Source organism: Flavobacterium sp. M31R6 (assembly GCF_013284035.1).
Taxonomy (GTDB): Bacteria; Bacteroidota; Bacteroidia; order Flavobacteriales; family Flavobacteriaceae; genus Flavobacterium.
On sequence record NZ_CP054141.1, the window covers coordinates 4,230,958 to 4,256,225 of the forward strand.

28 protein-coding genes are annotated in these 25,268 nt (G+C 34.0%); 9 read left to right on the top strand and 19 right to left on the bottom strand.

Going from position 1 to position 25,268, the window contains the following annotated elements:
• Nucleotides 1-52: 52 nt before the first annotated feature.
• Nucleotides 53-880: a UbiA prenyltransferase family protein gene (locus HQN62_RS17845; RefSeq protein ID WP_173505341.1), complete on the bottom strand. Its 828-nt coding sequence runs from the start codon at nt 878-880 to the stop codon at nt 53-55.
• A gap of 236 nt (nt 881-1,116) precedes the next feature.
• Here HQN62_RS17845 and gcvP point away from each other — a divergent pair, with 236 nt between their 5' ends.
• From gcvP to HQN62_RS17880, 7 genes are all read left to right on the top strand, one after another.
• Entirely contained in the window at nt 1,117-3,966 is a 2,850-nt protein-coding gene (gene gcvP, locus HQN62_RS17850; RefSeq protein ID WP_173505342.1) for an aminomethyl-transferring glycine dehydrogenase, read from the top strand.
• A gap of 423 nt (nt 3,967-4,389) precedes the next feature.
• Nucleotides 4,390-5,052, top strand: a complete 663-nt coding sequence (locus tag HQN62_RS17855) for a TonB-dependent receptor plug domain-containing protein (protein WP_173505343.1) — start codon at nt 4,390-4,392, stop codon at nt 5,050-5,052.
• A gap of 523 nt (nt 5,053-5,575) precedes the next feature.
• Nucleotides 5,576-6,634: a 3-oxoacyl-ACP synthase III family protein gene (locus HQN62_RS17860; RefSeq protein WP_116797147.1), complete on the top strand. Its 1,059-nt coding sequence runs from the start codon at nt 5,576-5,578 to the stop codon at nt 6,632-6,634.
• A 208-nt stretch (nt 6,635-6,842) separates the two neighbouring features.
• On the top strand, nt 6,843-7,367 hold the full coding sequence (locus HQN62_RS17865; protein ID WP_116797146.1) for a class I SAM-dependent methyltransferase: 525 nt from the start codon (nt 6,843-6,845) through the stop codon (nt 7,365-7,367).
• Between the two features lie 48 nt (nt 7,368-7,415).
• Nucleotides 7,416-8,264, top strand: a complete 849-nt coding sequence (locus tag HQN62_RS17870; RefSeq protein WP_173505344.1) for a glycosyltransferase family 2 protein — start codon at nt 7,416-7,418, stop codon at nt 8,262-8,264.
• A 69-nt stretch (nt 8,265-8,333) separates the two neighbouring features.
• Complete coding sequence (locus HQN62_RS17875) at nt 8,334-9,083, top strand: MlaE family ABC transporter permease (protein WP_116797144.1); 750 nt, start codon at nt 8,334-8,336, stop codon at nt 9,081-9,083.
• Nucleotides 9,080-9,841, top strand: coding sequence for an ABC transporter ATP-binding protein (locus tag HQN62_RS17880; RefSeq protein ID WP_116797143.1), 762 nt, complete (start codon nt 9,080-9,082; stop codon nt 9,839-9,841). The genes HQN62_RS17875 and HQN62_RS17880 overlap by 4 nt, the downstream gene beginning before the upstream one ends.
• A gap of 1 nt (nt 9,842) precedes the next feature.
• On the opposite strand, the gene HQN62_RS17885 is transcribed toward HQN62_RS17880, so the two are convergent.
• The 5 genes from HQN62_RS17885 to HQN62_RS17905 all read right to left on the bottom strand — a co-directional run bounded on the left by HQN62_RS17885 (nt 9,843) and on the right by HQN62_RS17905 (nt 14,676).
• Nucleotides 9,843-10,766 carry an EamA family transporter gene (locus HQN62_RS17885; RefSeq protein WP_173505345.1) on the bottom strand — a complete coding sequence of 308 codons (924 nt, stop codon included), beginning with the start codon at nt 10,764-10,766 and terminating at the stop codon, nt 9,843-9,845.
• A gap of 109 nt (nt 10,767-10,875) precedes the next feature.
• Nucleotides 10,876-11,934 (bottom strand): mannose-1-phosphate guanylyltransferase, encoded by a 1,059-nt coding sequence (locus HQN62_RS17890; protein WP_116797139.1) that lies wholly within the window; start codon nt 11,932-11,934, stop codon nt 10,876-10,878.
• A 40-nt stretch (nt 11,935-11,974) separates the two neighbouring features.
• Nucleotides 11,975-12,574, bottom strand: a complete 600-nt coding sequence (locus HQN62_RS17895; RefSeq protein WP_173505346.1) for a SprT-like domain-containing protein — start codon at nt 12,572-12,574, stop codon at nt 11,975-11,977.
• Nucleotides 12,575-12,667: 93 nt separating this feature from the next.
• On the bottom strand, nt 12,668-13,921 hold the full coding sequence (locus tag HQN62_RS17900; RefSeq protein WP_173505347.1) for a hypothetical protein: 1,254 nt from the start codon (nt 13,919-13,921) through the stop codon (nt 12,668-12,670).
• Nucleotides 13,922-13,998: 77 nt separating this feature from the next.
• Nucleotides 13,999-14,676 carry an SDR family NAD(P)-dependent oxidoreductase gene (locus tag HQN62_RS17905; protein ID WP_173505348.1) on the bottom strand — a complete coding sequence of 226 codons (678 nt, stop codon included), beginning with the start codon at nt 14,674-14,676 and terminating at the stop codon, nt 13,999-14,001.
• A gap of 183 nt (nt 14,677-14,859) precedes the next feature.
• On the opposite strand from HQN62_RS17905, the gene HQN62_RS17910 reads away from it, so the two are divergent.
• A complete protein-coding gene (locus HQN62_RS17910) occupies nt 14,860-15,258 on the top strand; it encodes a ribosomal maturation YjgA family protein (RefSeq protein WP_173505349.1) in 399 nt (132 codons plus the stop codon).
• 56 nt (nt 15,259-15,314) lie between these two features.
• A complete protein-coding gene (locus tag HQN62_RS17915) occupies nt 15,315-15,887 on the top strand; it encodes a GNAT family acetyltransferase (protein WP_173505350.1) in 573 nt (190 codons plus the stop codon).
• Here HQN62_RS17915 and HQN62_RS17920 read toward each other — a convergent pair.
• The 13 genes from HQN62_RS17920 to HQN62_RS17980 form a co-directional block, all read right to left on the bottom strand.
• A complete protein-coding gene (locus tag HQN62_RS17920) occupies nt 15,877-16,527 on the bottom strand; it encodes a hypothetical protein (RefSeq protein WP_173505351.1) in 651 nt (216 codons plus the stop codon). The two genes, HQN62_RS17915 and HQN62_RS17920, sit on opposite strands and share 11 nt — an antisense overlap.
• Nucleotides 16,528-17,409: an ATP-grasp domain-containing protein gene (locus HQN62_RS17925; protein WP_371811618.1), complete on the bottom strand. Its 882-nt coding sequence runs from the start codon at nt 17,407-17,409 to the stop codon at nt 16,528-16,530.
• Between the two features lie 181 nt (nt 17,410-17,590).
• A complete protein-coding gene (locus tag HQN62_RS17930; RefSeq protein ID WP_173505353.1) occupies nt 17,591-18,301 on the bottom strand; it encodes an NRDE family protein in 711 nt (236 codons plus the stop codon).
• On the bottom strand, nt 18,289-18,777 hold the full coding sequence (locus tag HQN62_RS17935) for a DinB family protein (RefSeq protein ID WP_173505354.1): 489 nt from the start codon (nt 18,775-18,777) through the stop codon (nt 18,289-18,291). The genes HQN62_RS17930 and HQN62_RS17935 overlap by 13 nt, the downstream gene beginning before the upstream one ends.
• A gap of 1 nt (nt 18,778) precedes the next feature.
• Nucleotides 18,779-19,168 carry a DoxX family protein gene (locus HQN62_RS17940; protein WP_173505355.1) on the bottom strand — a complete coding sequence of 130 codons (390 nt, stop codon included), beginning with the start codon at nt 19,166-19,168 and terminating at the stop codon, nt 18,779-18,781.
• Nucleotides 19,169-19,174: 6 nt separating this feature from the next.
• Nucleotides 19,175-19,636: a YHS domain-containing (seleno)protein gene (locus HQN62_RS17945; RefSeq protein ID WP_173505356.1), complete on the bottom strand. Its 462-nt coding sequence runs from the start codon at nt 19,634-19,636 to the stop codon at nt 19,175-19,177.
• Nucleotides 19,637-19,738: 102 nt separating this feature from the next.
• Nucleotides 19,739-20,620, bottom strand: coding sequence for a helix-turn-helix domain-containing protein (locus tag HQN62_RS17950; protein WP_173505357.1), 882 nt, complete (start codon nt 20,618-20,620; stop codon nt 19,739-19,741).
• 24 nt (nt 20,621-20,644) lie between these two features.
• Nucleotides 20,645-21,274 carry a pyridoxamine 5'-phosphate oxidase family protein gene (locus HQN62_RS17955; protein WP_173505358.1) on the bottom strand — a complete coding sequence of 210 codons (630 nt, stop codon included), beginning with the start codon at nt 21,272-21,274 and terminating at the stop codon, nt 20,645-20,647.
• Between the two features lie 6 nt (nt 21,275-21,280).
• Nucleotides 21,281-21,694 carry a nuclear transport factor 2 family protein gene (locus tag HQN62_RS17960; protein ID WP_173505359.1) on the bottom strand — a complete coding sequence of 138 codons (414 nt, stop codon included), beginning with the start codon at nt 21,692-21,694 and terminating at the stop codon, nt 21,281-21,283.
• A gap of 18 nt (nt 21,695-21,712) precedes the next feature.
• On the bottom strand, nt 21,713-22,348 hold the full coding sequence (locus HQN62_RS17965; protein ID WP_173505360.1) for a thioredoxin family protein: 636 nt from the start codon (nt 22,346-22,348) through the stop codon (nt 21,713-21,715).
• A gap of 296 nt (nt 22,349-22,644) precedes the next feature.
• Nucleotides 22,645-23,181 (bottom strand): carboxymuconolactone decarboxylase family protein, encoded by a 537-nt coding sequence (locus HQN62_RS17970; RefSeq protein WP_173505361.1) that lies wholly within the window; start codon nt 23,179-23,181, stop codon nt 22,645-22,647.
• 115 nt (nt 23,182-23,296) lie between these two features.
• A complete protein-coding gene (locus HQN62_RS17975) occupies nt 23,297-23,974 on the bottom strand; it encodes a Crp/Fnr family transcriptional regulator (protein ID WP_173505362.1) in 678 nt (225 codons plus the stop codon).
• Between the two features lie 133 nt (nt 23,975-24,107).
• The gene (locus HQN62_RS17980) at nt 24,108-25,247 is read right to left on the bottom strand and encodes an acyl-CoA dehydrogenase (protein ID WP_173505363.1); all 1,140 of its coding nucleotides are present in this window, start codon (nt 25,245-25,247) and stop codon (nt 24,108-24,110) included.
• Between the last annotated feature and the right edge of the window lie 21 nt (nt 25,248-25,268).

Consider the following 25,268-nt stretch of genomic DNA (forward strand, 5'->3'; position numbering starts at 1 on the left):
GTGATTATATTCACCAAATAATATATTTTTTAGTGATTATATTCACCAATCATTACATTTTCCAAAAACACAAAACACAAACCCACCAAAAAATTGGAATACTTTCTGCCCAAAACGAAGTGTAATATTTGGAACGTTTTTCATTGGCGAAAGCCAAAAACAAAGCGGTAATAGTGGCTATGATAATCATTAATACTAAATGCACAATATTGTATTTGAAATTACTATTAAACAATTCCAAAATACAAAAAAGCATTAATAAAACATATCCAAGATTTTTAGTCCGCCTCACTCCTATTTGCTGAGGAACGGTTTTTAAATGAGGATCATCATTGGCCAAATCTATAATTTCAAAAATAAGAATCAATACAAAAACCAATATAAATCGTTGAACACTTTTTAGATAAAAATCCAACGTTATTGCAATTCCAGCATCCAGAATTGGCAATACTAAAGTTACTCCAACCCAACACAAAGCCACAATATAAATTTTGACACCAGCCCAATTTCTAGCATTTTTCCGATTCGGAAAAAATGGTAACGTGTACAATAAAGTCAGCGATAAAACCCCTACTGAAACAATTTGTGTTATGCGTTGCAATTGAAAAAAGTAAAAACCAACCGCCAAAAAAGAAAAAACACTAAACAAAACAATCAGTTTCAAAGTACCTCTCATTTTTATTTTACGTGTTCGAGCAAAACTATCGTACTTGACAAAATTATACCCCACAATAGTTCCAAAAAAAGCAAAATTTGCTATCGGCTTATCCTCTGGAATGTGGAACATAAAATTAGTCATTTGTACCAAAGCAAAACAGGACAAACCAACATGAATGCTGCTGTTTATGTAAAATTGGAGAATGCTTTTTAAAACCTTCATTAAACAAATTTAATCAATTGTTAATAAACCAGCCAATTAGTTGAAAAATCCCTATAAAATCAAGTTAAAAAAGGGCTTTATTAAGAGATTAATATTTATTTTTGCACCACAAAAAAACACAACACTTTTATTTCTACACTAAATAGTCTCGATTGGACTGAAATTCAAATATAATTGAATATTTAAACAATCTGGCTTTTCCTTTAGACATAAAAATAAATAGTAGCTACACACATATGAAAACAGATTCTTTTGCTTTAAGACACATTGGCCCGAGAGAAACAGATTTACAACACATGTTGAAGACCATAGGAGTTGACTCTATAGAGCGACTTGTTTATGAAACACTTCCGGATGATATTCGTCTAAAAGCACCTCTTGCATTAGACCCTGCCATGACCGAATATGAATATGCCAATCATATCACCCAGCTTGGAAGTAAAAACAAAATGTTTCAATCATACATCGGCTTAGGATACAATCAGGCTATTGTTCCTGCTGTTATTCAAAGAAATATTTTTGAAAACCCAGGATGGTACACTGCTTATACACCTTACCAAGCCGAAATTGCTCAAGGTCGTCTGGAAGCTATTCTAAATTTCCAAACTATGGTAGTTGAACTTACCGGAATGGAAATCGCCAATGCTTCTTTATTGGACGAAGCGACTGCAGCTGCCGAAGCAATGGCTTTATTATTTGATGTAAGAACACGCGATCAAAAGAAAAACAATATCAATAAATTCTTCGTTTCCGAAGAAATATTACCTCAAACTTTATCGGTTTTACAAACTCGTTCTACTCCAATCGGAATAGAATTGGTTGTTGGAAACCACGAAACTTTTGATTTCTCATCAGACTTTTTCGGGGCTATCCTTCAATATCCAGGTAAATATGGTCAAGTAAACGACTATACTTCATTTATTGCAAAAGCTGCAGCAAATGAAATTAAAGTAGCCGTTGCTGCCGATATTTTGAGTTTAACAAAACTAACTCCTCCAGGAGAAATGGGAGCTGCAGTAGTAGTTGGAACCACACAACGTTTCGGAATTCCGTTGGGTTATGGTGGACCACACGCTGCTTATTTTGCTACCAAAGACGAGTACAAAAGATCTATGCCAGGAAGAATCATCGGGGTAACTGTTGATACTAACGGGAATCGTGCTTTGCGTATGGCTTTGCAAACTCGTGAGCAACATATCAAACGCGACAAAGCGACTTCAAATATTTGTACTGCACAAGTTTTACTTTCTGTAATGGCGGGAATGTACGCTGTATATCACGGACCAAAAGGTTTGCAATATATCGCTGATAAAGTTCACTCTTTGGCAGCTACTTTGTCTAACGAATTAGAGAAACTAGGTTTGCAACAAACCAATACTGCTTTCTTCGATACAATCGTTATCAAAGCAGATGCTCAAAAAGTTCGCACTATTGCAGAACAAAACGAAGTAAACTTCTACTACATCGACGACAATACGGTTTCAATCTCTTTGAATGAAACGACAAGTATCGCCGACATCAATAAAATTGTTGGTATTTTCGCTTCCGCAAATGGTAAGCAAGCAACAACAATCGAAACTTTATCAGAAGCCGTTCATTTCCCTGAGGATTTAGCAAGAACATCTTCTTTCTTACAACACGATGTTTTCAACCAATTCCACTCAGAATCAGCAATGATGCGTTACATCAAAATGTTGGAGCGTAAAGATTTATCATTGAATCACTCGATGATTTCTCTAGGATCTTGTACAATGAAACTGAATGCAGCTTCAGAGATGTTACCATTAAGCAATGCACTTTGGAACAACATTCACCCTTTTGCACCGCTAGACCAAGCACAAGGATACCAAGAAATGTTATCTAAATTGGAACAACAATTAAACGTAATTACCGGTTTTGCAGGAACAACTTTGCAGCCTAACTCAGGAGCGCAAGGAGAATATGCAGGATTAATGGTTATTCGTGCGTACCACCAATCTCGTGGTGATCACCACAGAAACATTGCTTTAATTCCATCATCGGCTCACGGAACCAATCCAGCTTCTGCAGCTATGGCGGGTATGAAAGTAATCGTAACCAAAACATTAGAAAACGGTAATATTGACGTAGAAGATTTGCGTCAAAAAGCAATTGAGCACAAAGATGACCTTTCTTGTTTGATGGTTACTTATCCGTCGACTCACGGGGTTTTTGAAAGTGCTATTATCGAAATCACAAGAATTATCCACGAAAACGGTGGACAAGTTTATATGGACGGAGCCAATATGAATGCACAAGTTGGTTTGACCAACCCTGCAACTATTGGAGCAGACGTTTGTCACTTGAACCTTCACAAAACATTCGCCATCCCTCACGGTGGTGGTGGACCAGGTGTTGGACCAATTTGCGTTGCGGAGCACTTAGTTCCTTTCTTGCCATCAAACCCAGTTATCCCAACAGGAGGAAGCAGTGCGATTACAGGTATTTCTGCAGCACCTTGGGGATCGGCATTGGTGTGTTTGATCTCTTACGGTTACATCACAATGTTAGGCGCCGATGGATTAAAAGAAGCTACTGAACACGCTATCTTAAACGCCAATTACATCAAAGAAAAATTAAACGGTCACTACGATACGTTATACTCTGGTGAAATGGGTCGTGCGGCTCACGAAATGATTTTAGAATGTCGTCCTTTCAAACAAAAAGGAATCGAAGTTACCGATATCGCAAAACGTTTAATGGATTATGGTTTCCACGCACCAACCGTTTCTTTCCCAGTGGCAGGAACCTTGATGATCGAACCAACCGAAAGTGAAAACCTGGAAGAATTAGACCGTTTTTGTGATGCTATGATTGCCATTCGTAAAGAAATCGAAGCAGCAACTATCGAAGACAGTAACAACGTATTGAAAAATTCACCTCATACATTGGCAATGCTTACTGCCGAAACTTGGGATTTCCCATACAGCAGAGAGCAAGCCGCTTTCCCACTCGATTACATCGCCGAAAACAAATTCTGGCCTACCGTTCGTAGAGCCGATGATGCTTACGGTGACAGAAACCTAGTGTGTAGCTGTGCGCCTATCGAGGCTTATATGGAAAGTTAGATTCCAGAAAGCAGAATTTAGATTGCAGATTGCAAACTTCAGATTATACAAAACCCTTTCAGTATTACAACTGAAAGGGTTTTTCATTTTATAATCCTAATAAAAATAAGGAGCAGAAATTATTCGCTCCTCATTAACATCAGTCCTGCTGTACACTGTATTCCCGATTAACAAAAACTACGGCAAAAAAGCCTTGTTTTTCTAAATCGGGAGATGCCGCTTCCATCAGGGCTAGGAAACCTATTCTGCTTTTCATAAAATATTTTTCAAAAAAATGTCATTCCCAAGGAGGAGAACCCTAGTAACAGCGAATAGACGAAGTAACTCCACACTAGTGGAAATTGATAAACTTTTAATACATTAATGATTATTCAAAAAAATTAAATAACTTAACTCCCTAATCCCTAATTAAATAATCTCATTATGAAAATTTCAAAAATATTACTTACTATTTGTTTATCATTTGTGTTTTTTGGATACGGTCAAAATAGACTAACTGGGAAGGTCGTGGATTTTAACAATAAACCTGTTGCAAAAGCTAAAATATATCTAGATTCCATATACTCCAAAGTAACAACAGATAAGAATGGAGATTTTGAAGTTTCAATTCCTGCAAAGGTGGGCACAATTAATGTTTACTCTCATGAATACGGATTATTATCTTCTAAATATAATAATGAAAACAAGATGAGTTTTGTGTTTTTAGAAGCCGATCAATCAAAAAAAACAGAAAAAGGGAATGATGTCTCAATTGCATATTCAAAATCAGAAGACAAATATGTTGCCAAATCTCAAGGTAAAAGTACCCAAAGTGACAAGAGTAATTACAATACTATCTACGACATGATAAGAGGCAAAGTACCCGGAGTGACCGTTTCAAGAGATCACAAAATAACCATTCAGGGAGTTAGTTCAATAAATTATGCTTCTGAGCCATTATTTGTTGTTGACGGGATGATAGTATCAAATATCGATTATCTTATTCCTAATAATGTAAAATCAATAAGGGTTTTAAAAGGCGCTGAAGCTTCTTATTATGGATCTCAAGGATCTAGTGGTGTTATAGTAATAACGACAATAAAATAATTTTCATTAGATTTAAATTTAAAAGAATAAGCTACCCCTTTCAGCAAGAAACTGAAAGGGTTTTAATTTATTAGAATTCTGAATAAAAATCTAGGAGCAGATGTTTTCCATTTTTCATCAGCATTCCTACTGCTATCTACTATATACACCTCGTAGAAAAAACGAGATGGGATGCCGCTCTCAACGGTTTATTCAACGTATTTAATTTTCATGAAATATGTACCAAAAGCCTTTCTAATTCTAGACAAAATCATCCTTTTACCGTTAAAACTTTTTATTTAAAATCAAATGACATTTATCCTTTTAAAACAAAGAATAAATTTTTTAACAAAAAATACCCGCTTTGTTATTTATAGTGATTCCAAGAATAAAATGCATCATTTAATAATTTTCAATAAAATATATTCAATAATTTTGCCATATATTTAATATTCTGCAATTATATGCATGCATAGTAAATAATTTGCCCTTTATACATTTATTATAATTAATTTAGCCAAAATTTATTCTGGAAAATATCACAATGAAAATAAAAATAACTGGTATAGGAAGCTATATTCCTGAGAAAAAGATTAGCAACACCGATTTTAGTGAACATGTGTTTTTAAATGAAGATGGTTCACCTTTTGCTTATCCAAACGAAGTCGTAATTAACAAATTCAAAGGTATTACGGGTATCGAAAAAAGAAGATATGCCGAGGATAAATACACTGCCTCAGACTTAGCGTTTTTCGCCTCCCAAAAAGCGATAGAGAACGCAGGAATAGATCCAGAAACCTTGGACTATATCATTTTTGCACACAATTTTGGAGATGTAAAATACGGTACAACCCAATCGGATATTATCCCAAGTTTGGCCACAAGAGTAAAACATCAATTACAAATAAAGAATCCAAAATGCGTTGCTTACGATATCCTTTTTGGATGCCCAGGCTGGATTGAAGGCGTATTGCAAGCCAATGCATTCATAAAATCGGGTATGGCAAAAAAGTGCCTTGTCATAGGTGGCGAAACATTGTCCCGAGTAGTAGATGCCCACGACAGAGATTCCATGATCTACTCTGATGGAGCCGGAGCTTCTGTGATAGAAGCCTCAGATGACGAAACTGGAATGTTATCTTACGAAAGCGCTACGTATGCAGCAGAAGAAGCCAACTTTCTTTATTTCGGAAAATCATACAACCCAGATTTAGATCCCGACACTAAGTACATCAAAATGTACGGTCGTAAAATTTATGAATTTGCTTTAAGCCAGGTTCCTGCAGCCATGAAAAGCTGTTTGGATCAAAGTGGCCTGGGGATTAATGATGTTAAAAAAATCCTCATTCACCAAGCCAACGAAAAAATGGATGAAGCCATCATTCATCGTTTTTACAAATTATACGGGCAAACTCCCCCAAAAGACGTTATGCCAATGAGCATACACGAACTTGGAAACAGCAGTGTTGCAACCGTGCCTACCCTTTTTGACCTTTTGATTAGAGGACAAATCGAGGACCAAGAAATCCACAAAGGAGATGTACTCATTTTTGCTTCTGTGGGAGCAGGAATGAACATCAATGCATTTGTTTATCGATATTAAACTAAGCTGTACGCTTATTTATTTTAAGGCTCACTCACTTTTTTTAGTGCAGTGGGCTTTTCTTTTTGAAAACAAGATTGAAAACACACAATACATCTCAAAAATCAATCGATAATCTTGGACAAATCTTAAATTACAAACCGTATAAGAAACAGAATCTTTATATTTGCAAACTCTAAAGCAAAAGCGATAGTTAAAAATTAAAAACATGTACGAAAAAACGTTTCCCAATAAAAGATTCAAACATACTTTAGAATTTTTAAAAAAACACGTATCCACTTCTCAAACCATATTGGACTTGGGTGTCGACAACCCCTTTTCTAAAATCATGAAAGCTGAAGGTTACTCAGTAAAAAACACTACTGGCGAAGATTTGGACATTAACCAAAGTGTTTTTTCCGAAGACAAAAAAGATGTAGTAACCGCTTTTGAAATTTTCGAACATTTACTCAATCCCTATACTATTTTAACCGAAATCAAATCGGATAAATTATTAATATCAATTCCATTGCGTCTTTGGTTTTCTTCTGCTTACCGCAGTAAAACGGATATGTGGGACAGACATTACCACGAATTTGAAGATTGGCAATTGGACTGGTTATTAGAAAAAACAGGCTGGAAAATCATTGACAGAGAAAAATTTACACATCCTGTTAAGAAAATTGGATTTCGCCCATTATTGCGATTTTTCACTCCAAGATATTATATTGTTTACGCTGAAAAAGCAAAATAAACAGCTTTGTCAAAGTTTTAAACTTTGACAAAGCTTTGAACAAAACAAATGAAATATTACATCGTAATTCCGACCTACAACGAAGAGGCTTTTATCGCTTTGACCTTGCAATCCTTGATTTCGCAAACTGTTTTACCAAAAAAAGTAGTGGTTGTCAATGATAATTCGACCGATAAAACTGCCGAAATTGTTTTGGCTTTCGCCAAAGACAATCCGTTTATTACTCTGGCAAACAAAACTTCCGAAGCGATACATTTACCTGGAAGCAAGGTGATTCAAGCTTTTCAGAAAGGATTTGAAACTTTGGACGAAGATTACGATTTAATCGTAAAAATTGACGCCGATTTAATTTTTCCTTCTAATTATTTCGAAACCGTAATTAAACATTTTCAATCCGACGCAACAATCGGAATGGCAGGCGGATTTTGTTATATCGAAAAAAATGGCGACTGGGTTTTAGAAAACCTTACCGATAAAGATCATATTAGAGGCGCATTAAAAGCCTATCGAAAAGAAACTTTCCAACAAATTGGAGGCTTAAAACCTGCTATGGGCTGGGATACAGTTGACGAATTACTTTGCAAATACTACAATTGGAAAGTAGTCACAGATTCGAGTTTACATGTAAAACACCTCAAACCAACAGGTGCTAATTATAACAAAACATCACGTTACAAACAAGGTGAGGCTTTTTACACTCTTGGATATGGTTTCTGGATTACAGCAATCGCATCGGTGAAATTAGCCATGATGAAAAAGAAACCATTGCTTTTCTTGGATTACATCCAAGGTTTTTGGAAAGCCAAAAAGGCCAAAACTCCTTTATTGGTAACCAAAGAACAAGCCCGTTTCATTCGAAATTATCGTTTACAAAAAATGAAACAAAAACTTTTCTAAGGAAAAACCCATAACGCATAACTTATAACTCACAACAAGTTTGTAATTTAGCCCATATTCTATATAATTATGATGCTCATTCGCTATTTATCCCAAATCGGGAAATATTTTTTAATGTGGAAAGAAATCTTCAACAAACCAACAAAATGGTCTGTTATGAAAGGTTTAATTTTCAAAGAAGTCGATGATTTAATTATTGATTCGTTGGGAATTGTTGCTTTCATTTCTTTCTTCGTCGGCGGAGTTGTTTCTATGCAAACGGCTTTGAATCTAACTAATTCTTTTATTCCAAAATATCTTATTGGATATGCCACACGTCAGTCGGTAATTTTAGAATTTGCACCAACTTTCATGTCTATCATTATGGCAGGAAAAATGGGCTCTTTTATAACATCCAGTATAGGATCGATGCGCGTTACCGAACAAATCGATGCGTTAGAAGTAATGGGCGTAAACTCTCTTAATTATTTGGTTTTCCCAAAAATTATAGCTTTACTTTTATATCCTTTTCTAATAGGTATTGGAATGTTTTTAGGTATTGCAGGTGGATATATCGCAACTGTTTATGGTGGTTTTGGAGCTAGTATTGACTTTATCGAAGGTATTCAAAGAGATTTTATCCCTTTCCACATTGCATATGCTTTTACCAAAACTTTTATTTTTGGTATGCTACTAGCCACTATTCCTTCTTTTCATGGCTTTTACATGAAAGGTGGAGCACTTGAAGTTGGTAAAGCCAGTACTGTATCTTTTGTATGGACTTCAGTTACCATCATCTTGCTAAATTATATTATTACCCAATTACTCTTAACAAAATGATAGAAATAAAAAACATAGAAAAATCATTTGGCGGTGTCAAAATTCTTAAAGGAGTTTCTTGTGTTTTTGAAGCAGGAAAAACCAATTTGATTATCGGACAAAGTGGATCTGGAAAAACTGTTTTATTAAAATCATTATTAGGAATTCATACACCAGAAGTAGGAACAATTTCTTTTGATGGTCGCATTTACTCTGAATTAAGTGCCGATGAAAAAAGAGAAATTCGCACCGAAATTGGTATGCTTTTTCAAGGAAGTGCTCTTTTTGACAGTATGACCGTTTCGGAAAACGTGGGTTTTCCTTTAAAAATGTTTACCAAAGACAGCAATGCCAAAATCCAAAAACGTGTGGATTTTGTTTTAGAAAGAGTAAATCTAGTAGGCGCTCACAAAAAACTACCCTCTGAAATTTCTGGAGGAATGCAAAAAAGGGTTGCTATTGCACGTGCTATTGTAAACAATCCTAAATATTTGTTTTGTGACGAACCCAATTCGGGATTAGATCCAAACACCGCAATTTTGATAGATAATTTAATCCGAGAAATTACGGAGGAATACAATATCACAACCGTCGTAAACACTCATGATATGAATTCCGTAATGGAAATTGGGGATCATATTTTGTTTCTAAAAAATGGTGTAAAAGCCTGGGAAGGCACCAAAGAAGAAATTTTCCTTACCGAGAATGAAGCTATTGTTGAATTTGTTTATTCTTCCGAATTATTCAAAAAAGTAAGAGAAGCTTATCTTAAAGGATAAATTAGACTTTACTTTTTTCAAATAAAGTCTTTCGATATCCAGCCCAGTTGATTAGAACCACGCCTATTAGAATCACAATTAAGGCAAGTATTTGTTTTGCACTTATGGTTTCTTTGGCAAACAACCAACCTAAAAAAACTGCTATAACTGGGTTTACATAAACATACGTTCCAACTTGTATCAATGAGCGCTTCGTTATTAGCCATAAATAAGCAACAAAAGCCAGTATCCCAAAAACAATAAGATATCCCAAACTCAACCAAGAAGTTAATGATATATTGCCAAAAACAAAACCATAGGTCTCTTTCGTGAAATAAGACAGCATGAAACAAAACAATCCTGCGCTTAGCATTTGCAAAGCGACATTCATCAAGGTAGGCAAATCTGTTGGATAGTATCTAGAGAACAAAGAACCTAGTGCCCAAGAAATTCCTCCGGCAATAATTACTATTACACCTAAAACAAAATGATCTGAAAAAACAGATTCATTGACATCAAAAAGGATTATAACCCCAGCAAAACCAATAATCAATCCCAAAAGCGAATTAATGTTTGAAAAGTTTTCTTTCCACTTTGGATAATCCAGCATTAAGAACCAAAAAGGCAAACTACAAACTACAATAGAAGCAATTCCTGAAGGAACAAATTGTTCTGCCCACATCACCGATCCTGTTCCACCAACAAGCAAAAGGGTTCCGTAAATTGAATTTTTGATTATGGCTTCCTTACTTGGTCTCTTTAAATTCCCTTGTGCTTTTATCAAAATCAACAAAAGTAAACCCGCAATTACAAATCGCATTCCCATCAACATAAATGGCGGAATCGTTTCAAGTCCCAAAAAGATAAAGAAATAAGTGCTTCCCCAAATGATAAAGATAGCCGCAAAAGCGAGATAGATGAGAAATTGGTTTTCGTTTTTAGACATATGATTTGGTGGATTTTAAAAAATAAAAAAAATGATCCCTTTCTGAAAATTGAGTCTCCTCAAAATTCTCAAGAATTCACTTTTTTATTTAATGGAAAAAAAGTATTTATTAGGATTTCAACTGAGATACAATTGCTTTTATCTCTTGTTCCTTACTTTTAGGATAAATCAATAAGACAGAATCTTTGTCTACAATAATATAATCATCAAGTCCATCAACAATCACTTGTTTTCCAATAGCGGTTCTAATAATATTATTTGATGCGTTCTGCAATAGCACGATTGCATTTACCACCGCATTATTATTATCGTCTTTTGGTAGTTTTTCATGCAATGAGCCCCAAGTTCCGAGATCGTTCCAATCAAAAGTGGCTGGTAGAACATAGACATTTTGGGCATTTTCCATGATGGCATAATCAATGGAAATGTTTTCAGCGTTTGGATAATGGGACTGAATAAAAGCATTTTCATTTTCAGTGTTGTATATATCATAACCCTCCATAAAAAGAGCAAACATCTCTGGTTGAAATTCTTCAAAAGCTTTTAAAATAGATCGTACGCTCCAGATAAAAATTCCTGCATTCCACAAATAATTCCTGCTTTGAATGAATCGTCTGGCTGTTTTGGAATCTGGTTTTTCTCTAAACTGAATTACTTTTTTTATGGAACGACTATCCAATTTGTCAAATTCAATATAACCATAGCCTGTGTTGGGAGAAGTTGGCAAAATTCCTAGTGTCATTAAGGACTCTTCTCTTTCGCACAAATCAAAAGAGCGTTGCAAATTAGCCACAAACTGCATTTCATCTTCAATCCAGTGGTCGCTTGGTGCAACAACCATTACTGCATTTGGGTTCAGCTTTTTAATTTTTAATGAAGCATATAAAATACAAGGAGCTGTATTCCTCATGGCAGGTTCCAAAACAATTTGCTCTTGTTTAACCATTGGCAATTGCTCCAAAATCAAGTCATTGTAACTTTCGTGTGTCAGAATCAAAATATTCTCTTTCGGAATAATTTGCGATAATCGACTAAATGTTTTCTGAATTAAGGTCTCTCCGGAACCCAACATATCATGAAATTGCTTCGGGAATTCTCTCGTACTTACTGGCCAAAATCGCGAACCGATTCCACCTGCCATCAATATTGCGTAATAATTTTTGTTCATTTTATTTTTTTGTCTTCGCTACTTTATAGCTAATCATTTTTTAACCAGGCAACAACTCTACCTCGGCATTTGGGTTAAATAAATACAATCGTCCGGAACTTATTTCCAAACATTCATATCGTTTGGTTCGTATGGCTATTTTCTTGAAGATCTTTCCATTTGAAATTCGAAAAACGCTACCGTAAGGAATATCAAAGATATAGTTTTTATCATTTGGTTTATCATACTGCTTTAAAGCCAATGCCAACGTAGTATCTGTATCACTGCTTGCGGTCGGATTTCTAAAATGTCGAGCCAGTAATGGCAACAAATGATTTGGAAAAATCTCTGGTCGAATAAATGGCACCATCATCCTTTGGAAACAATGTTTCCATTCGTGCCCATGAGGCTTAATATGTCTTCCAAATTTTTCAAAGGCCACCAAATGCGAAATTTCATGAATCAGAGTAATCAAAAACTTGTATTTATTGAGACTCGCATTCACCGTAATTTCATGTTTCCCATTCATTCCTTTTCGGTAATCTCCATGACGCGTTTGTCTCTCATTTACAATTTTGAGATGCACCTGATGCGTAACAATCAGTTCAAAAACTGGCTTTACGGCATGTTCCGGCAAATATTTTAAAAGTGTTTCGGGCAATTATATGAGATTTTGACAAGTGATTATTTCTAAACTGAATACAGATCAATAATTGTTAGAGCAGGTTTAAAATAATTTAAACCTGCTCTAATGTTAAATATTAAAATATTTTAAATACCCATTATTTAAATCCTTTTTCAAATTTCCATCGGCATCAAAAAAATTAAGGTAATCTTTTTGAAGACTAAGATTTTTTTCTTCTATTTCCCTAACTTTAGACTTACTAATATCTAATACTTTAGCTTTTTCTACATACTCCAAACTACTTTTAAAATCATTCAAAAACAAAAAACTAGAAGCAATATTCATATAACAAGCCCATACCGCCTCTTTTTGTTTTTTATCATTTACATCAAATTCTTTCGAATATGCTTCCATCTTTAAAATAAAATTACCTAAGAAATTTTTACTTGCAACAACATAATTATAACGTTCTTTTGCTTTACTATCGACAAACGCATTAACATTATCTCCTTTTATCCGCAAATTATGATTTTTAACAAATTCTGAATTTTCTTCTAATGTCAATAAATTGGTTTGAATCTCAGAATTAGCTTTCTTCCAATTTTTAAAAAGATCAATCTCTTCATTAATTTTTTTATAAAATGGATGTTTATCTTCTTTAGACATCCTAGAAAAAAAATAGGTATTGGGAAAATACTGTACATCTAACCAGGAAGATAATGCAGGGGCGACAGTACTCTGGATTGAATGAATTAACTCATTCACAATTAAATTTTCCTCAATGTATTTATTTAGATAGCTTTTTACTTCAGCTTTAGTTTTGAAATTATAAATTCTAGGAGTACCATCTGTATTTTTATCAGCTCCAGGCTTTGAATGTGAATTTTTAACCACAATTGTTTTCTCCAAAAAAGTTTGATTTGTCATGCTGTTCTTCAGTTGGCAAACTACATTATACCCATAAAAAACTTCAAAATAGTAAGGAGTTTCTCCACTACTGCTTTGTTTTATTTCTCCATAATAGGTAATATCCTTAATCTTTATGTCAGCTATAAATTTGCCGTCCATTTTATTACAATCTTTATCATAACGCAAATTGATGAGTGAGGATAATCCATTGATCAACTGATCTTCTTGAAAAAAAGTATTATACTCCAATCTTGTTCTTGATTGCATTGCTTCGCCATCAATAATAACTTTAGTCGGCTGAGCTGATAAATCCAATTTAATGCAAAAAGATTGATACTCATTTGTAATATACTTTTCAGGAAAACCGAAACTATAAAAAGTCTGATAGTCACTTTTATAAGATTGAGCATTTAAGTTGGTTGCTACAAAAAAACAAAATAATACAATTTTAAAAACACGCATAGTTACAATCATGGTAGGTTTGGTTAGATTAAAAAAAATCAAAAATAATATGCTTTATGAAACACAAAAAAACTCAAGAAAGTGGGTACTTAAGGATTCGTGGAAGAAACGGGCAATACTTTACCGTTAAAATATTTATTTCCTGTAAGCGTAAAATCATAAATATAATTGGCCATTTCACTAGCCGAAAGTGGTGCTTGATAGCCTGGAAATGCTTCTTGCAACATTTCGGTTTGAACAGAACCCAAAGCCAAAACATTAAAAGAAATTCCTCGTTCTTTATATTCTTCGGCTAATAATTCGGACAAGGTAATTACAGCTCCTTTACTGGAACTGTAAGCTGCCAATCCAGCAAACTTCAAACTTCCCTGCACACCTCCCATAGAACTTATGGTTACCACATGACTGCCACTCTGCAAATATGGCAAACAGATTCGGGTTAAATTGGCTACGCCAAAAACATTGACTTTGTATATATTTTCGAAATCATGTTGCGTCGTTTCTGAAAAGGGTCTTAACAACAAACTCCCGGCATTATGGACAACGGCATCTATTCTATTCCAAGTGGAGGAAAGAAAATCAGTTACTTGTTGCAATTCTCCTTCGCTAGACAAATCGACCGAAAGACAAGTAATGTTTTTATGGGAAATTAAGGCTTGATTTGTTTTTCTAGACAAAGCAAGCACCTGATGTCCTGCATTGGCAAACTGCAAAGCCAACTCCAAACCTATTCCTCTACTGGTTCCTGTAATGATAATATTCTTCATGAAGCAAAAATAGTCAAAACAGTTAAAAAACTGTAATTATAAATTTTAAAAAATACATTTTTATCCTGTAGTAAATAGACAAAAAATCTTAATCAACAAATAAAAACAAGAACCGAAAAACTGGAGAATAGTTTAAAAAGACTTAATATTACAAACTGCCTTATATTTTCGTAAATCAATATTATGCTAACATTTAACAAAAACTATTTTGGCTTTGCAATTCTACTATTTTCTATTGAAGTATTGATTGCACTTTATATCAATGACCGCTTTGTCAGGCCTTATCTAGGGGATGTTTTGGTTGTAATTCTAATCTATTGCTTTTTAAAATCCTTCCTCAAATTACCGGTTTTAACTGCTGCGATAGCTGTATTGGGTTTCTCTTTCACAATAGAATTTCTGCAATTTTTGAATATCGTCGAAAAACTAGGTTTAGAAAAATCAAAAACTGCCAGAACAGTCATTGGAACTTCATTCTCTTGGATTGATCTACTAACTTATATCATAGGAATTACAATCGTATTAATTATTGAAAAATATTGGCATAAAAAAACAAATGATCAAAAACTCAAAATAAAGTAATGAGTTTAACTTTACTTATTTTTGCAGAAAATAATTTCAACTAGAATTTATAAAAAATGATTGAAAACATCCAATTTGAAGTAGCAAAAAACACAGACATAGAAGGCGTATTAGCATTACAGGATCTTTATTTGGTATCCAATATGACCGAAGAAGAAAAAACTTCAGGATTTGTTACAACTCCTTTTTCTGTTGAACAATTACAGGAAGTGATTCGTCAAGAAGGTTTGTTTATTGCCAAAGACAACCAAAAAATCATAGCTTATATTTTTGCAGCGAGCTGGCAGTATTTCAGCCAATGGGCTATTTTCAATCACATGACTCCTATGCTTCCTGGGCTTTCATTCAAAGATTTTAAGATGACTGACACCAATACTTTTCAATACGGGCCTATTTGCATTGACAAAAAATACAGGGGAAAAGGCTTGATTAATCCTTTCTTTGATTTTATGCGTCTACACCTTTTGAAAAGATTTCCAGTCAGTATCACTTTCATTAACAAAACCAATTTACCTTCACAAAAAGCGCATATCGAAAAGTTAAAATGGTCGGTTATTGGAGATTTCCAATTCAACAACAATAATTATTTCATTTTGGCTTATGATATGGGTCAACCGTCTATCGAATAGTTTTTTTTAAATACTTTTTATAGACTTTATGCGCCTGAAAACAGGCCAAAACCACAAAAAACAAAGGAATTACAATTGGAATAATTATTTTGGAATAATCCAATATTTTTTCGGAAAGTGAATTCAATAAAACGATTACGGCTAGCATTCCAAAAAAAGTCCCAACTAAAGTTCCAAAAATATAATGAAATTTAAGTTTCTTTGATAAAGTTATGTATTTGGCATTCATTAGATACAAATTCCAAGCCATCCAAAACGGTATTTGGAGAAAATTCAAGCCACACAACACCAATCCAATCAAAAAAGGAGAATACCGAATATAATCCTTCAAATAGTCATGCTCCTGATTCGTTTGATTCGAATAGGCATAAAATGCATAAGCAATTATCAAAAGAAAAAAGATAGCAAAAAATTCGATGCTCTTCATCAATTTTTTGTTTTCAGCCAATTGGTTTGAAAAAATAACGGTAAAATAAATAACAACTGCCTCGATAAAAATCACACCCAATAAATAAAAAACCAAAGAATTCATTCCCAGTTTTGCCAAAATCTCAACTCCTATAATATTCAAATAACCCAAAGGCAGTGAACCCACAAAGCTCACGATAAATCCAACGATTATATTTTTTAAGGCTTTCATTTACTGGAAATTGATAATTTTCTGATTCTGTTTTTGGTGCAGACGGTATTCTTTCATACCTGCTTTGTGTTCCAAATAAGGAAATCCATTTTGATAATTAGCGACACTTATCTCAAACATATAGGTAATGTGTCGAGCGAGTTCTTTCCATGCAAATAACAAGTTGTGTTTGGGGTCGTAAATATGAGTTGGTTCACTTGCAGCTCCATTCAGTTCGACAACAGAGAAGTTTATCCCTTTTTCCAAATCTTCAAACGAACCATACATTATATCCAATCTTCCAAAATAAAACCCTGGAATTTGCACACACATTTCGTTAAAAGTATCGGTAAGCTTCGGGGTTAACCAATGACTTACATCAATAAATTTGGCACCACGCGCATGATTTCCGTAAGGCACGAGATTTATTTTTTCGCCCTCAGGCAAAACTTCTCGCAACTTACTTCCATACTCCTGTCTCAAAACTTTTAATTGCAATTCATATCGGGGATTTTCTTTTATCAATTCTTCGATAGTAGCCACTCCATTTCCTGTAATGATTAAAAATTCCTTAGCAACTATACCTGTAATTCTGCCAACCTTTTCGTGTGGATAGCGGACATAAAAAACACCTATTTCATTTTCATACGGAATCAAATCCTGTACAATAAAGTCGAAATTCGCTCTTTCTGTATATTGTTTTAAATCGTCTGAAGTTTCTATTTTTTTTACGGCGGAACCTCGCAAACCGATATCCGGTTTGGCAATAAAGGGATATTTAATTCCAGAATTTTCCAATACTTTATTTATTTCTACAATAGAAGTTCCCGCTTTCACCAATTCCGTTCTAGGATAATATTTTTTTGGAATTAGATTGTAAATCTGCTTTTTGCTTTCCATCATAAAACCGCCATTTTTGATGGTCGGATTGGATGCGTTAAAGAAAAAAATGGATTTTGCTTTGATCGAATAGTAGGCCCATAAAAAATATATAGGTATATACACTATTTGAAAGGGCCAGTATTCCCAGTGGATCAATTTATGGATGAATAGTTTCAATTTTGTAATTGTTTATTAAGCTTTATTAAATGCATATAAATGTTTTGGAATATTCATTTTCTGCGATCAAGTCCAAATGATACATTATCACTTTGTTTTTCTCGATTACAGCCTGTGTAATGCTCAAAGTTTTCAGCTCATTGTTTCGATTAATCACCAAGCCATGTTCGGTATTATCCGTTTCGGTATAGCGATGAAAATGCAGCATTTTTTCTTCTGTAATTTCAGGATTGGCAACTAAAAAAGAATAAAACCAATTCGAACGTTGCTCTCGAATATCTTTTGAATAAAGGGTTGACGATGACCAAACATAATTTTTATCAGTTTCTAAAACTATAGTTGATTTTTCGATTCCATTCCAACGCAATTGAAAAAGCTGTTTATCCTGAAACAAAACTAAAGTAAACGGCTCGATGTTTTCTAAATCAATTTCATTCCAAAAAACCTTTGGTGACACGCTACTTATCATTTCGAGAACAATTTGACCACGGCTTTTTCGATAAGGCAATTGCACTTGGTGTTTTTCGTTGGCTCCGTTTAACAAAACCAAAACCGTTCCGTTTTCATCCACCACAAACCAAGTTCCTCCTGCTTTGGAGTCTTTTGGATAAATAATATTTTTCCCGTTCAACGTGTAATTCTTTGGTGGAATTGCACTTGGCCTTATTATTTTTTCATCCCGATTCGAAGTAATGATAACTTTATCATTGGAACAAACAAAACTTACTGTACACATTGTTTTCTATATTCAATTGTAGAACGAGCCACTCCAAAATTATCGTCAACGGCTATGCTTTCACATTTTAAAATCGCCACTTTAATTAAAGCTTGATGATGAATGCAATGTTCCAAATTATATAATAATTCTCGATAATAATTGCTTTGAATATGGACAGCATTACCATCAATGATTTGTTGCAGTTCTAGATTTTTATTTTCTTTTGAAATGCTGTTTTTGCTATCCAAAATCACTTGAATAGCAAAATCAGTATTGGTTTCTATCAATTTATTACGATCTCTTTTATCATAATTCACGATTCCTGAATCATAATTTCTTACTAAGCACTGAAACATTTCAACGATATGTCGCGTATGTTCTCCTATACTGGAACCACTCAGTTCAAAACAAGATTTAGAATATTCCTCATCAGACAATTGATTGAGCAATTCAATCAGTTCGTCCAGGCTATTGTTTATAGATGGAATTAGCATATTATAGTTTCATTTTTAAGAGGTTGATAATTTTACTTTTATTCCAATAAATCAATGCAATACAACAAAGAAAGGTAATTATTGCTAAAATAAACAACTCGCCTCCATCATTTTTAACCTCGATTCCCAATACAAAAAGATGTGATAAAATAGCGCCAAGCATTACTCCTGCTCCCATTAATGCACCTAACCAAGTTGTTCTTGGAATCAGAATTAAAATAGCAGCGATTAACTCGGCTATTCCAGATCCAATTCTGCCGTACGGTTCTATTCCTAAGGTAGAGAAAATATAAACACTTTCTTCGGCGGCCGTGAATTTAAAATACAGCGTTTGCAATAAAATGATTGCTGCCGTTAATCGCACAATCCAAATTAAAATTGATGTTTTCATGATTTCTTACTTTATAATTTTCTTCCAATTGGTATCCGCTTTTGCTTTCAAACTAACTTCCTCCTTGTTCCAACTTTTTAAAGTATTATTGAAATAAGCATTATAAAACAAATACAATTTCCCATCAATAATTTTGAAAGTCTCAGGATTTATTTCGACTTTTTCGCCGACACTTCCCATCGCATAGGCACACCAACCACCGTATTGTGGCTCGAAAGAAGCTGGACTTTTCAAGAAAGTTTCTTTATTTGCGGCAGAAGAAAATTGATAAATAACCCCATCGTAAGTAGTAAAAATTTCTTTTTTACCCTTTATGGCTTTATTTTGTTTAAAATAAGACACGGGATCGTAGCCTTGAATGGCGACTCTTTTTTCCAAATTATATTCGGATAATTTTTTGGCTGAACTTTGTGCGAATGTTACCGAGAATCCAAAAACAACCAACAGCAGTACAATTACTCTTTTCATGATAACTTTTTTTTAGTTTATCTATTTTGATACTACAAATTTAGAGTAGTAATAAAAAGCAAAATGTCAGGTAGTTTACATTGGAGGCAAAATTTATCTAAATCAACTGACTGCCTTGGCAAAACCAACGGTATCACGATACATCTGAGGAGAAACTTCGGCATTGATTTTAAAGAAACGACTAAAATAATGCTCATCATCGTACCCAAGTTCATAGGCAATTTCTTTAACTGGTTTATTCGTTAAGTACAATTCCCTTTTGGCTTCGATGATAATGCGTTCTGCAATTAAATTAGTCAATGTTTTATTGAAGTGATTTTTGGTGATTTTGGCTAAAGCCTTTGGAGAAATATTAAGTAAATCGGCATAATCACTTGCAGAATGTTTGGTTTTGAAATTCTGCTCAATGAAATTTTTTAAATTTTGAAGAATAAATGGCGCTGTATTTTCTTCTATTGAAACAAACTCTTTTGGTTGCTGCTCTTTTTTTAATCGAGAAGCTGTAATGAGAAAAATTTTCAAATAGGATATCAACAACTCATATTGTGCCAATGCTGGATTCTGCATTTCAATCTTCATTTGTTCCAAAACCATATTGAATGTAGCTCTAGCCCCTTCATCAATTATTACATACGGAGGTTCATAAATATTGTTGAACAAAACCCCATTGCAAGCTACTTCATCGTGGTGTTTCATAATGCAAAAAAAATCGGGATGAAAATGAATCACTTTTCCCTCGATGGCATCAGTGGATGACAACATAAAAGGCTGATATGGCGCAAAAGCCAATAATTGATTTTCTGAAAAATCATATTCTGAAAAATCTACTTTTACTTTACCTTTCCCCTTTTGAACCCATATTAATGAATAATAATTCAATCGCTGAATGTGGTCAAAACAAGATAAGCTTTCTAAAGAAAAAAGTTTGAAAGCCAAATTTCCGTTTTGTGGATTGACTAAAGTAAAAGTGGATTGATCTATCATACGATTCTATTTTTATGAACAAATTTAGTTTAAACCAGAGTCTTTTAGTCTGCTTTTAAGATTTTCTATTTCTTCTTCTAATTTTGAAATGTATTGAAACTTTGGTTCAAAAGCAATTTGTATTTCTTCCAAAGTAAACCGCTGTTTGATATGCTGAGGACAATTCCAATCAAAAGCTTCAATATGAAAAAGCATCATCCGTTCTGGACGAAACTGATAGTCATCTAAATCGAGTTTGGACAGTAATTCTGGATTGTCCTTGAGTTCAATAATTTCTGCTTTGGCTAAAATTTTCAGTCTCGCCCTTGCGGGATAATCCATCATTATTAGCGCTACATTATTGTTGGTTGCAAAATTTCCAACCGATATATATTGCTTGTTTCCTGAAAAATCGATAAAACCAATAGTATTTTTATCCAAGACTTTCACAAAACTTTTGGGTCCGCCGCGATGCTGAATGTAAGGGAAATTTTTTTCACCAATGGAGGCTAAATAAAAACTGTCTCGATTGCTTATAAAATCCATTTCATTTTGGGATAAACCGTCAATGATATTGAACTTTTCCATTCGTTCATAACCTTTTCGGCTTCCGTGTTGCTCCTGCAATGCTTTGACAGCATCGGTAAAAGCTATTTCTGCGAAATTTTTGGCCATGAGAAATTATTTAAATTTTCTGTCTTTCTCGTCAATTGGTAAATCATTGATACTGGCAAATCGTTTGCGCATCAAACCATTTTCATCAAACTCCCAGTTTTCATTTCCGTAGGCCCGAAACCATTGTCCAGCCACATTTCGATATTCATATTCAAAACGAACCGCCATTCTATTTTCGCGAAAACCCCATAACTCTTTTTTTAGTTTATAATCGAGTTCTTTTTCCCATTTGCCTTTCAGAAATTCTTTAACAGCATCTCGACCATTAATAAAATCAGTTCTATTACGCCATTCCGTATCAATAGTATAGGCCAAAGCAACACGTTCTGGGTCTTTGCTATTCCAAGCATCTTCGGCCAATTGTACTTTTTGCAAAGCAGTTTCCATATTAAATGGAGGAAGTGGATATCTTTGTTCCATGATAATTAAAATTTTAAATTAAGATAAAGCGTCTATTTGCAATAACGTGGATTGCACTAAAAGTTCAGAGATTTCAATTTCTAAAGATTTTTGTCTGTCTTTTGCATACCACAAATGAAGCTGATTTGCGTAGGTGTCTGCCGTTGTTGGATTGGACTTTAACACCTTAACTAAATTTTGCGCAAATTCCGGTCTTGGGCCCCAAATACCAGTTACATTATAATTAGAATCCAATTGAATTAATTTTGGAATTGACCGACCGTTATTGGTTAAATACTGATCCATCAATTCCAAATTCTGATCTCTATAAACTAATTTCATTTCAATTTTCCCTTCGCTCTCTGCCTCTATTTTATGCAATGCTGGTAATATCTGCGAAGCATCACCACACCAATGCTCAGTTAAAACCAACCAATAGGTTTTGTTTTTTAAGAGTTGTACTTCTTTCATTAATTTATTTGAAACAACATATGTTTTTTCCACACGATGCATACGATGCTGATTCAAGCTAATGTATTCTTTTATTTTGACATCAGAATTAGCAGCCAAATCATCTGCCATGTGTTCCTTGTATTCATTGTAATTTATTCCTTTTTGAAAGTAGGCTTTGTATTCTAAATTTGTAATGGAGCTAAGATTATTTTCCGTTGTCATAGTTGTATTGTTTTAATTCGGTACAAAGTTGCGATATGAAACTCAAAAATAAAATGGATAAAAAACGTAAGATGATGGACAATTTTCCCTGTAAATAGAATTGTCACGATTAGAGTGAACGAATTTCTAATTCAGTAAAATTACCATTTTAATGCTACTATCTCAATTTAATGTCGGTAGAGTCAAACTCTACCAATAATTAAAACACACAAAAGCCCCAAAAAATTAAATTTTGGGGCTTTTTGATTAATGTTTCTTTGTCATCTTAATCTAACCTTTTTGAACACGAATTACAATTATAAAGCTGGTGCCAAAGGAAAATCAACTGGCACTTGTGTTAAATTGTGTAAATAGTTCATTGCTGTTTTATCACTTATTAAAAGCATCAAATCAATTAGATTTTCATTAGTATAACCTTGAGCAAAAAAAGCGTCTACTAAATCAGAATTAGCATTTCCTCTAGTTTTAGTAATTTCTGCAGCAAGTTGTACTAATGCGTTCAATTTTGGATCAGTAGCTTTTCCTCTTCGGATATCCAATAATTGCTCATCTGTAAAACCATTCATTTTCCCAATAACAGTGTGGGCACTTTGGCAATATGTACAGTTGTTAACTTGACTTACGATTAAATTTACCGCTTCTTTTTCTTTATTGGATAAAGTAGTTTTAGCATTCTGAAAGGCTAAAAAACGCTCTAATCCATTTTTTGAATATCCAATTGTAGCATATAAATTAGGAACAAATCCTAATGCTTTTTGCAGGTTGTCAAAAATTGCTTGGTTGTTTTCTGAAACTTCTGATCTTGTTGGGACTAAAAATGTTGTAGTTGTCATCTTAATTGTTTTTAAATTTGCTTGTCGTTATTGACATTACAAAGATGCGACAGCTTTAAAAGTTATAAAATGGACAATAAACGCAAGGTAATGGACGATTTTCCCTCCTCAAAAATTATAATCTAGTGATGTCTTCAATGATGATTTCTTTTCGATTGTAATACAACAAGCCTTTGGTTTCCATTTCATTTAGCAATTGCGTGGTAGTTTGTCTGGAAGTACAAATAATTTGAGCTATATCATTCTGAGTTAGATAATTTTCAAGAACAACTCTATTATCAGTTCGCTTACCTTCTCGTTCAGCCCAATCTTTTAGGAATTGATACAACCGGGTTTTGGCATCCTTCGAAATTAAATTAGCATAACTGTTTTTAATGCGTTTCATTTTCAACCCTACAAACTTGGTGTAAGACAAAGCCAAACTAGGATTTTGAAGCAATAAATTTTCAAAATCGGATAATAAAAAACTGCAAATAATGATTTCATCCGTCAATGCTTTTGCATATTCATTGGAATTTACATCATTTTCCAAGGTCAATTCACCAAACAAATCTCCTTTTTGGATAATGTCTTTGATAGTTTCATTTCCATCTTCATCGACAGCAACAATTTTGATATTGCCTTTTTTCAGTAAAAAAACTCTTGGTACATCTGAGGAAGAAAAATAGATGACATCTCCTTTTTTGGCTTTTTTAAAACCTGTAATAATACACAACTGCTTAATTTGTGACATACTCAATGTCCAAAATAATTTGTGATCCCGAAGGTACCAATATTTTAATTCGTCGTACATAACAATTTATAAGTGTGTTGCCAATTCGTGTAAAAATAAAAAAAGTCTTGTTCAAAAAAATGCTTCGGTTAAATAAAAAATCCAAACTCGAAAATTCAAGTTTGGATTTTTATATCGATTTATAGAAAATCAATTATGCGATTAAGGTTCTTGAAATTACAATACGTTGAATTTCGGAAGTTCCTTCATAAATTTGAGTAATTTTCGCATCACGCATCATACGCTCTACATGATACTCGGCTACATAACCGTTTCCTCCGTGAATTTGTACAGCTTCGATCGTAGTATCCATAGCGGTTTGTGAAGCAAATAATTTAGCCATTGCACCAGATTGAGAAATATCCATTCCTTGATCTTTTTGGTAAGCTGCATTAAAACACAACAATCTCGCTGCCGAAATTTGTGTGGCCATATCAGCCAATTTGAAAGCTATTGCCTGATGTTTGAAAATTTCTTTTCCAAAAGCTTTACGCTCTTGAGAATATTTCAACGCCAATTCATAAGCACCAGTTGCAATTCCCAATGCTTGAGAAGCAATACCGATACGTCCACCGTTTAAAACCGCCATGGCAAAATTGAATCCAAAACCATCGGCTCCAATTCTATTTTCTTTAGGCACTTTCACATCATTAAACATTAAGGAATGAGTGTCGGAACCACGAATACCCATTTTCTTCTCTTTTGGACCAATATCAAATCCAACCCAACCTTTTTCAACAATAAAAGCATTGATTCCTTTATGTCCTTTTTCAATATCAGTTTGGGCAATCACAATATAGGTTGAAGCTGATGCTCCATTGGTAATCCAGTTTTTAGTCCCATTCAATAAGTAATGATCCCCTTTGTCAATCGCAGTAGTTTTTTGTGAAGTCGCATCCGAACCAGCTTCTGGCTCCGATAAACAAAATGCTCCAATTACCTCTCCTTTGGCGAGTGGAACCAAATATTTCATCTTTTGTTCTTCATTGCAGTATTTTTCTAAACCTGCACAAACCAATGAATTATTCACAGACATAATAACAGCTGCCGAAGCATCAATTTTGGCAATTTCAGAAATTGCAAGAACATAAGAAACGCTATCCAAACCAGAACCACCATATTTGGTATCAACCATCATTCCCATAAATCCAAGTTCAGCCATTTTTTTGACCTGTTCGGTAGGAAATTTAGAGTGTTCGTCTCTTTCTATTACTCCTTCCAACAATTCAGTTTGAGCAAAATCTCGCGCTGCTTGCTGTATCATTAATTGTTCTTCGGTTAGATTAAAATCCATAATAATATAAAATAAATATTG

Bases quoted from the DNA above. Each gene is read 5' to 3' on its own strand.
- HQN62_RS17845 (WP_173505341.1), bottom strand. From the start codon at position 880: ATGAAGGTTTTAAAAAGCATTCTCCAATTTTACATAAACAGCAGCATT.
- gcvP (WP_173505342.1), top strand. From the start codon at position 1,117: ATGAAAACAGATTCTTTTGCTTTAAGACACATTGGCCCGAGAGAAACA.
- HQN62_RS17855 (WP_173505343.1), top strand. From the start codon at position 4,390: ATGAAAATTTCAAAAATATTACTTACTATTTGTTTATCATTTGTGTTT.
- HQN62_RS17860 (WP_116797147.1), top strand. From the start codon at position 5,576: ATGAAAATAAAAATAACTGGTATAGGAAGCTATATTCCTGAGAAAAAG.
- HQN62_RS17865 (WP_116797146.1), top strand. From the start codon at position 6,843: ATGTACGAAAAAACGTTTCCCAATAAAAGATTCAAACATACTTTAGAA.
- HQN62_RS17870 (WP_173505344.1), top strand. From the start codon at position 7,416: ATGAAATATTACATCGTAATTCCGACCTACAACGAAGAGGCTTTTATC.
- HQN62_RS17875 (WP_116797144.1), top strand. From the start codon at position 8,334: ATGATGCTCATTCGCTATTTATCCCAAATCGGGAAATATTTTTTAATG.
- HQN62_RS17880 (WP_116797143.1), top strand. From the start codon at position 9,080: ATGATAGAAATAAAAAACATAGAAAAATCATTTGGCGGTGTCAAAATT.
- HQN62_RS17885 (WP_173505345.1), bottom strand. From the start codon at position 10,766: ATGTCTAAAAACGAAAACCAATTTCTCATCTATCTCGCTTTTGCGGCT.
- HQN62_RS17890 (WP_116797139.1), bottom strand. From the start codon at position 11,934: ATGAACAAAAATTATTACGCAATATTGATGGCAGGTGGAATCGGTTCG.
- HQN62_RS17900 (WP_173505347.1), bottom strand. From the start codon at position 13,921: ATGATTGTAACTATGCGTGTTTTTAAAATTGTATTATTTTGTTTTTTT.
- HQN62_RS17905 (WP_173505348.1), bottom strand. From the start codon at position 14,676: ATGAAGAATATTATCATTACAGGAACCAGTAGAGGAATAGGTTTGGAG.
- HQN62_RS17910 (WP_173505349.1), top strand. From the start codon at position 14,860: ATGCTAACATTTAACAAAAACTATTTTGGCTTTGCAATTCTACTATTT.
- HQN62_RS17915 (WP_173505350.1), top strand. From the start codon at position 15,315: ATGATTGAAAACATCCAATTTGAAGTAGCAAAAAACACAGACATAGAA.
- HQN62_RS17920 (WP_173505351.1), bottom strand. From the start codon at position 16,527: ATGAAAGCCTTAAAAAATATAATCGTTGGATTTATCGTGAGCTTTGTG.
- HQN62_RS17925 (WP_371811618.1), bottom strand. From the start codon at position 17,409: ATGATGGAAAGCAAAAAGCAGATTTACAATCTAATTCCAAAAAAATAT.
- HQN62_RS17930 (WP_173505353.1), bottom strand. From the start codon at position 18,301: ATGTGTACAGTAAGTTTTGTTTGTTCCAATGATAAAGTTATCATTACT.
- HQN62_RS17935 (WP_173505354.1), bottom strand. From the start codon at position 18,777: ATGCTAATTCCATCTATAAACAATAGCCTGGACGAACTGATTGAATTG.
- HQN62_RS17940 (WP_173505355.1), bottom strand. From the start codon at position 19,168: ATGAAAACATCAATTTTAATTTGGATTGTGCGATTAACGGCAGCAATC.
- HQN62_RS17945 (WP_173505356.1), bottom strand. From the start codon at position 19,636: ATGAAAAGAGTAATTGTACTGCTGTTGGTTGTTTTTGGATTCTCGGTA.
- HQN62_RS17950 (WP_173505357.1), bottom strand. From the start codon at position 20,620: ATGATAGATCAATCCACTTTTACTTTAGTCAATCCACAAAACGGAAAT.
- HQN62_RS17955 (WP_173505358.1), bottom strand. From the start codon at position 21,274: ATGGCCAAAAATTTCGCAGAAATAGCTTTTACCGATGCTGTCAAAGCA.
- HQN62_RS17960 (WP_173505359.1), bottom strand. From the start codon at position 21,694: ATGGAACAAAGATATCCACTTCCTCCATTTAATATGGAAACTGCTTTG.
- HQN62_RS17965 (WP_173505360.1), bottom strand. From the start codon at position 22,348: ATGACAACGGAAAATAATCTTAGCTCCATTACAAATTTAGAATACAAA.
- HQN62_RS17970 (WP_173505361.1), bottom strand. From the start codon at position 23,181: ATGACAACTACAACATTTTTAGTCCCAACAAGATCAGAAGTTTCAGAA.
- HQN62_RS17975 (WP_173505362.1), bottom strand. From the start codon at position 23,974: ATGTACGACGAATTAAAATATTGGTACCTTCGGGATCACAAATTATTT.
- HQN62_RS17980 (WP_173505363.1), bottom strand. From the start codon at position 25,247: ATGGATTTTAATCTAACCGAAGAACAATTAATGATACAGCAAGCAGCG.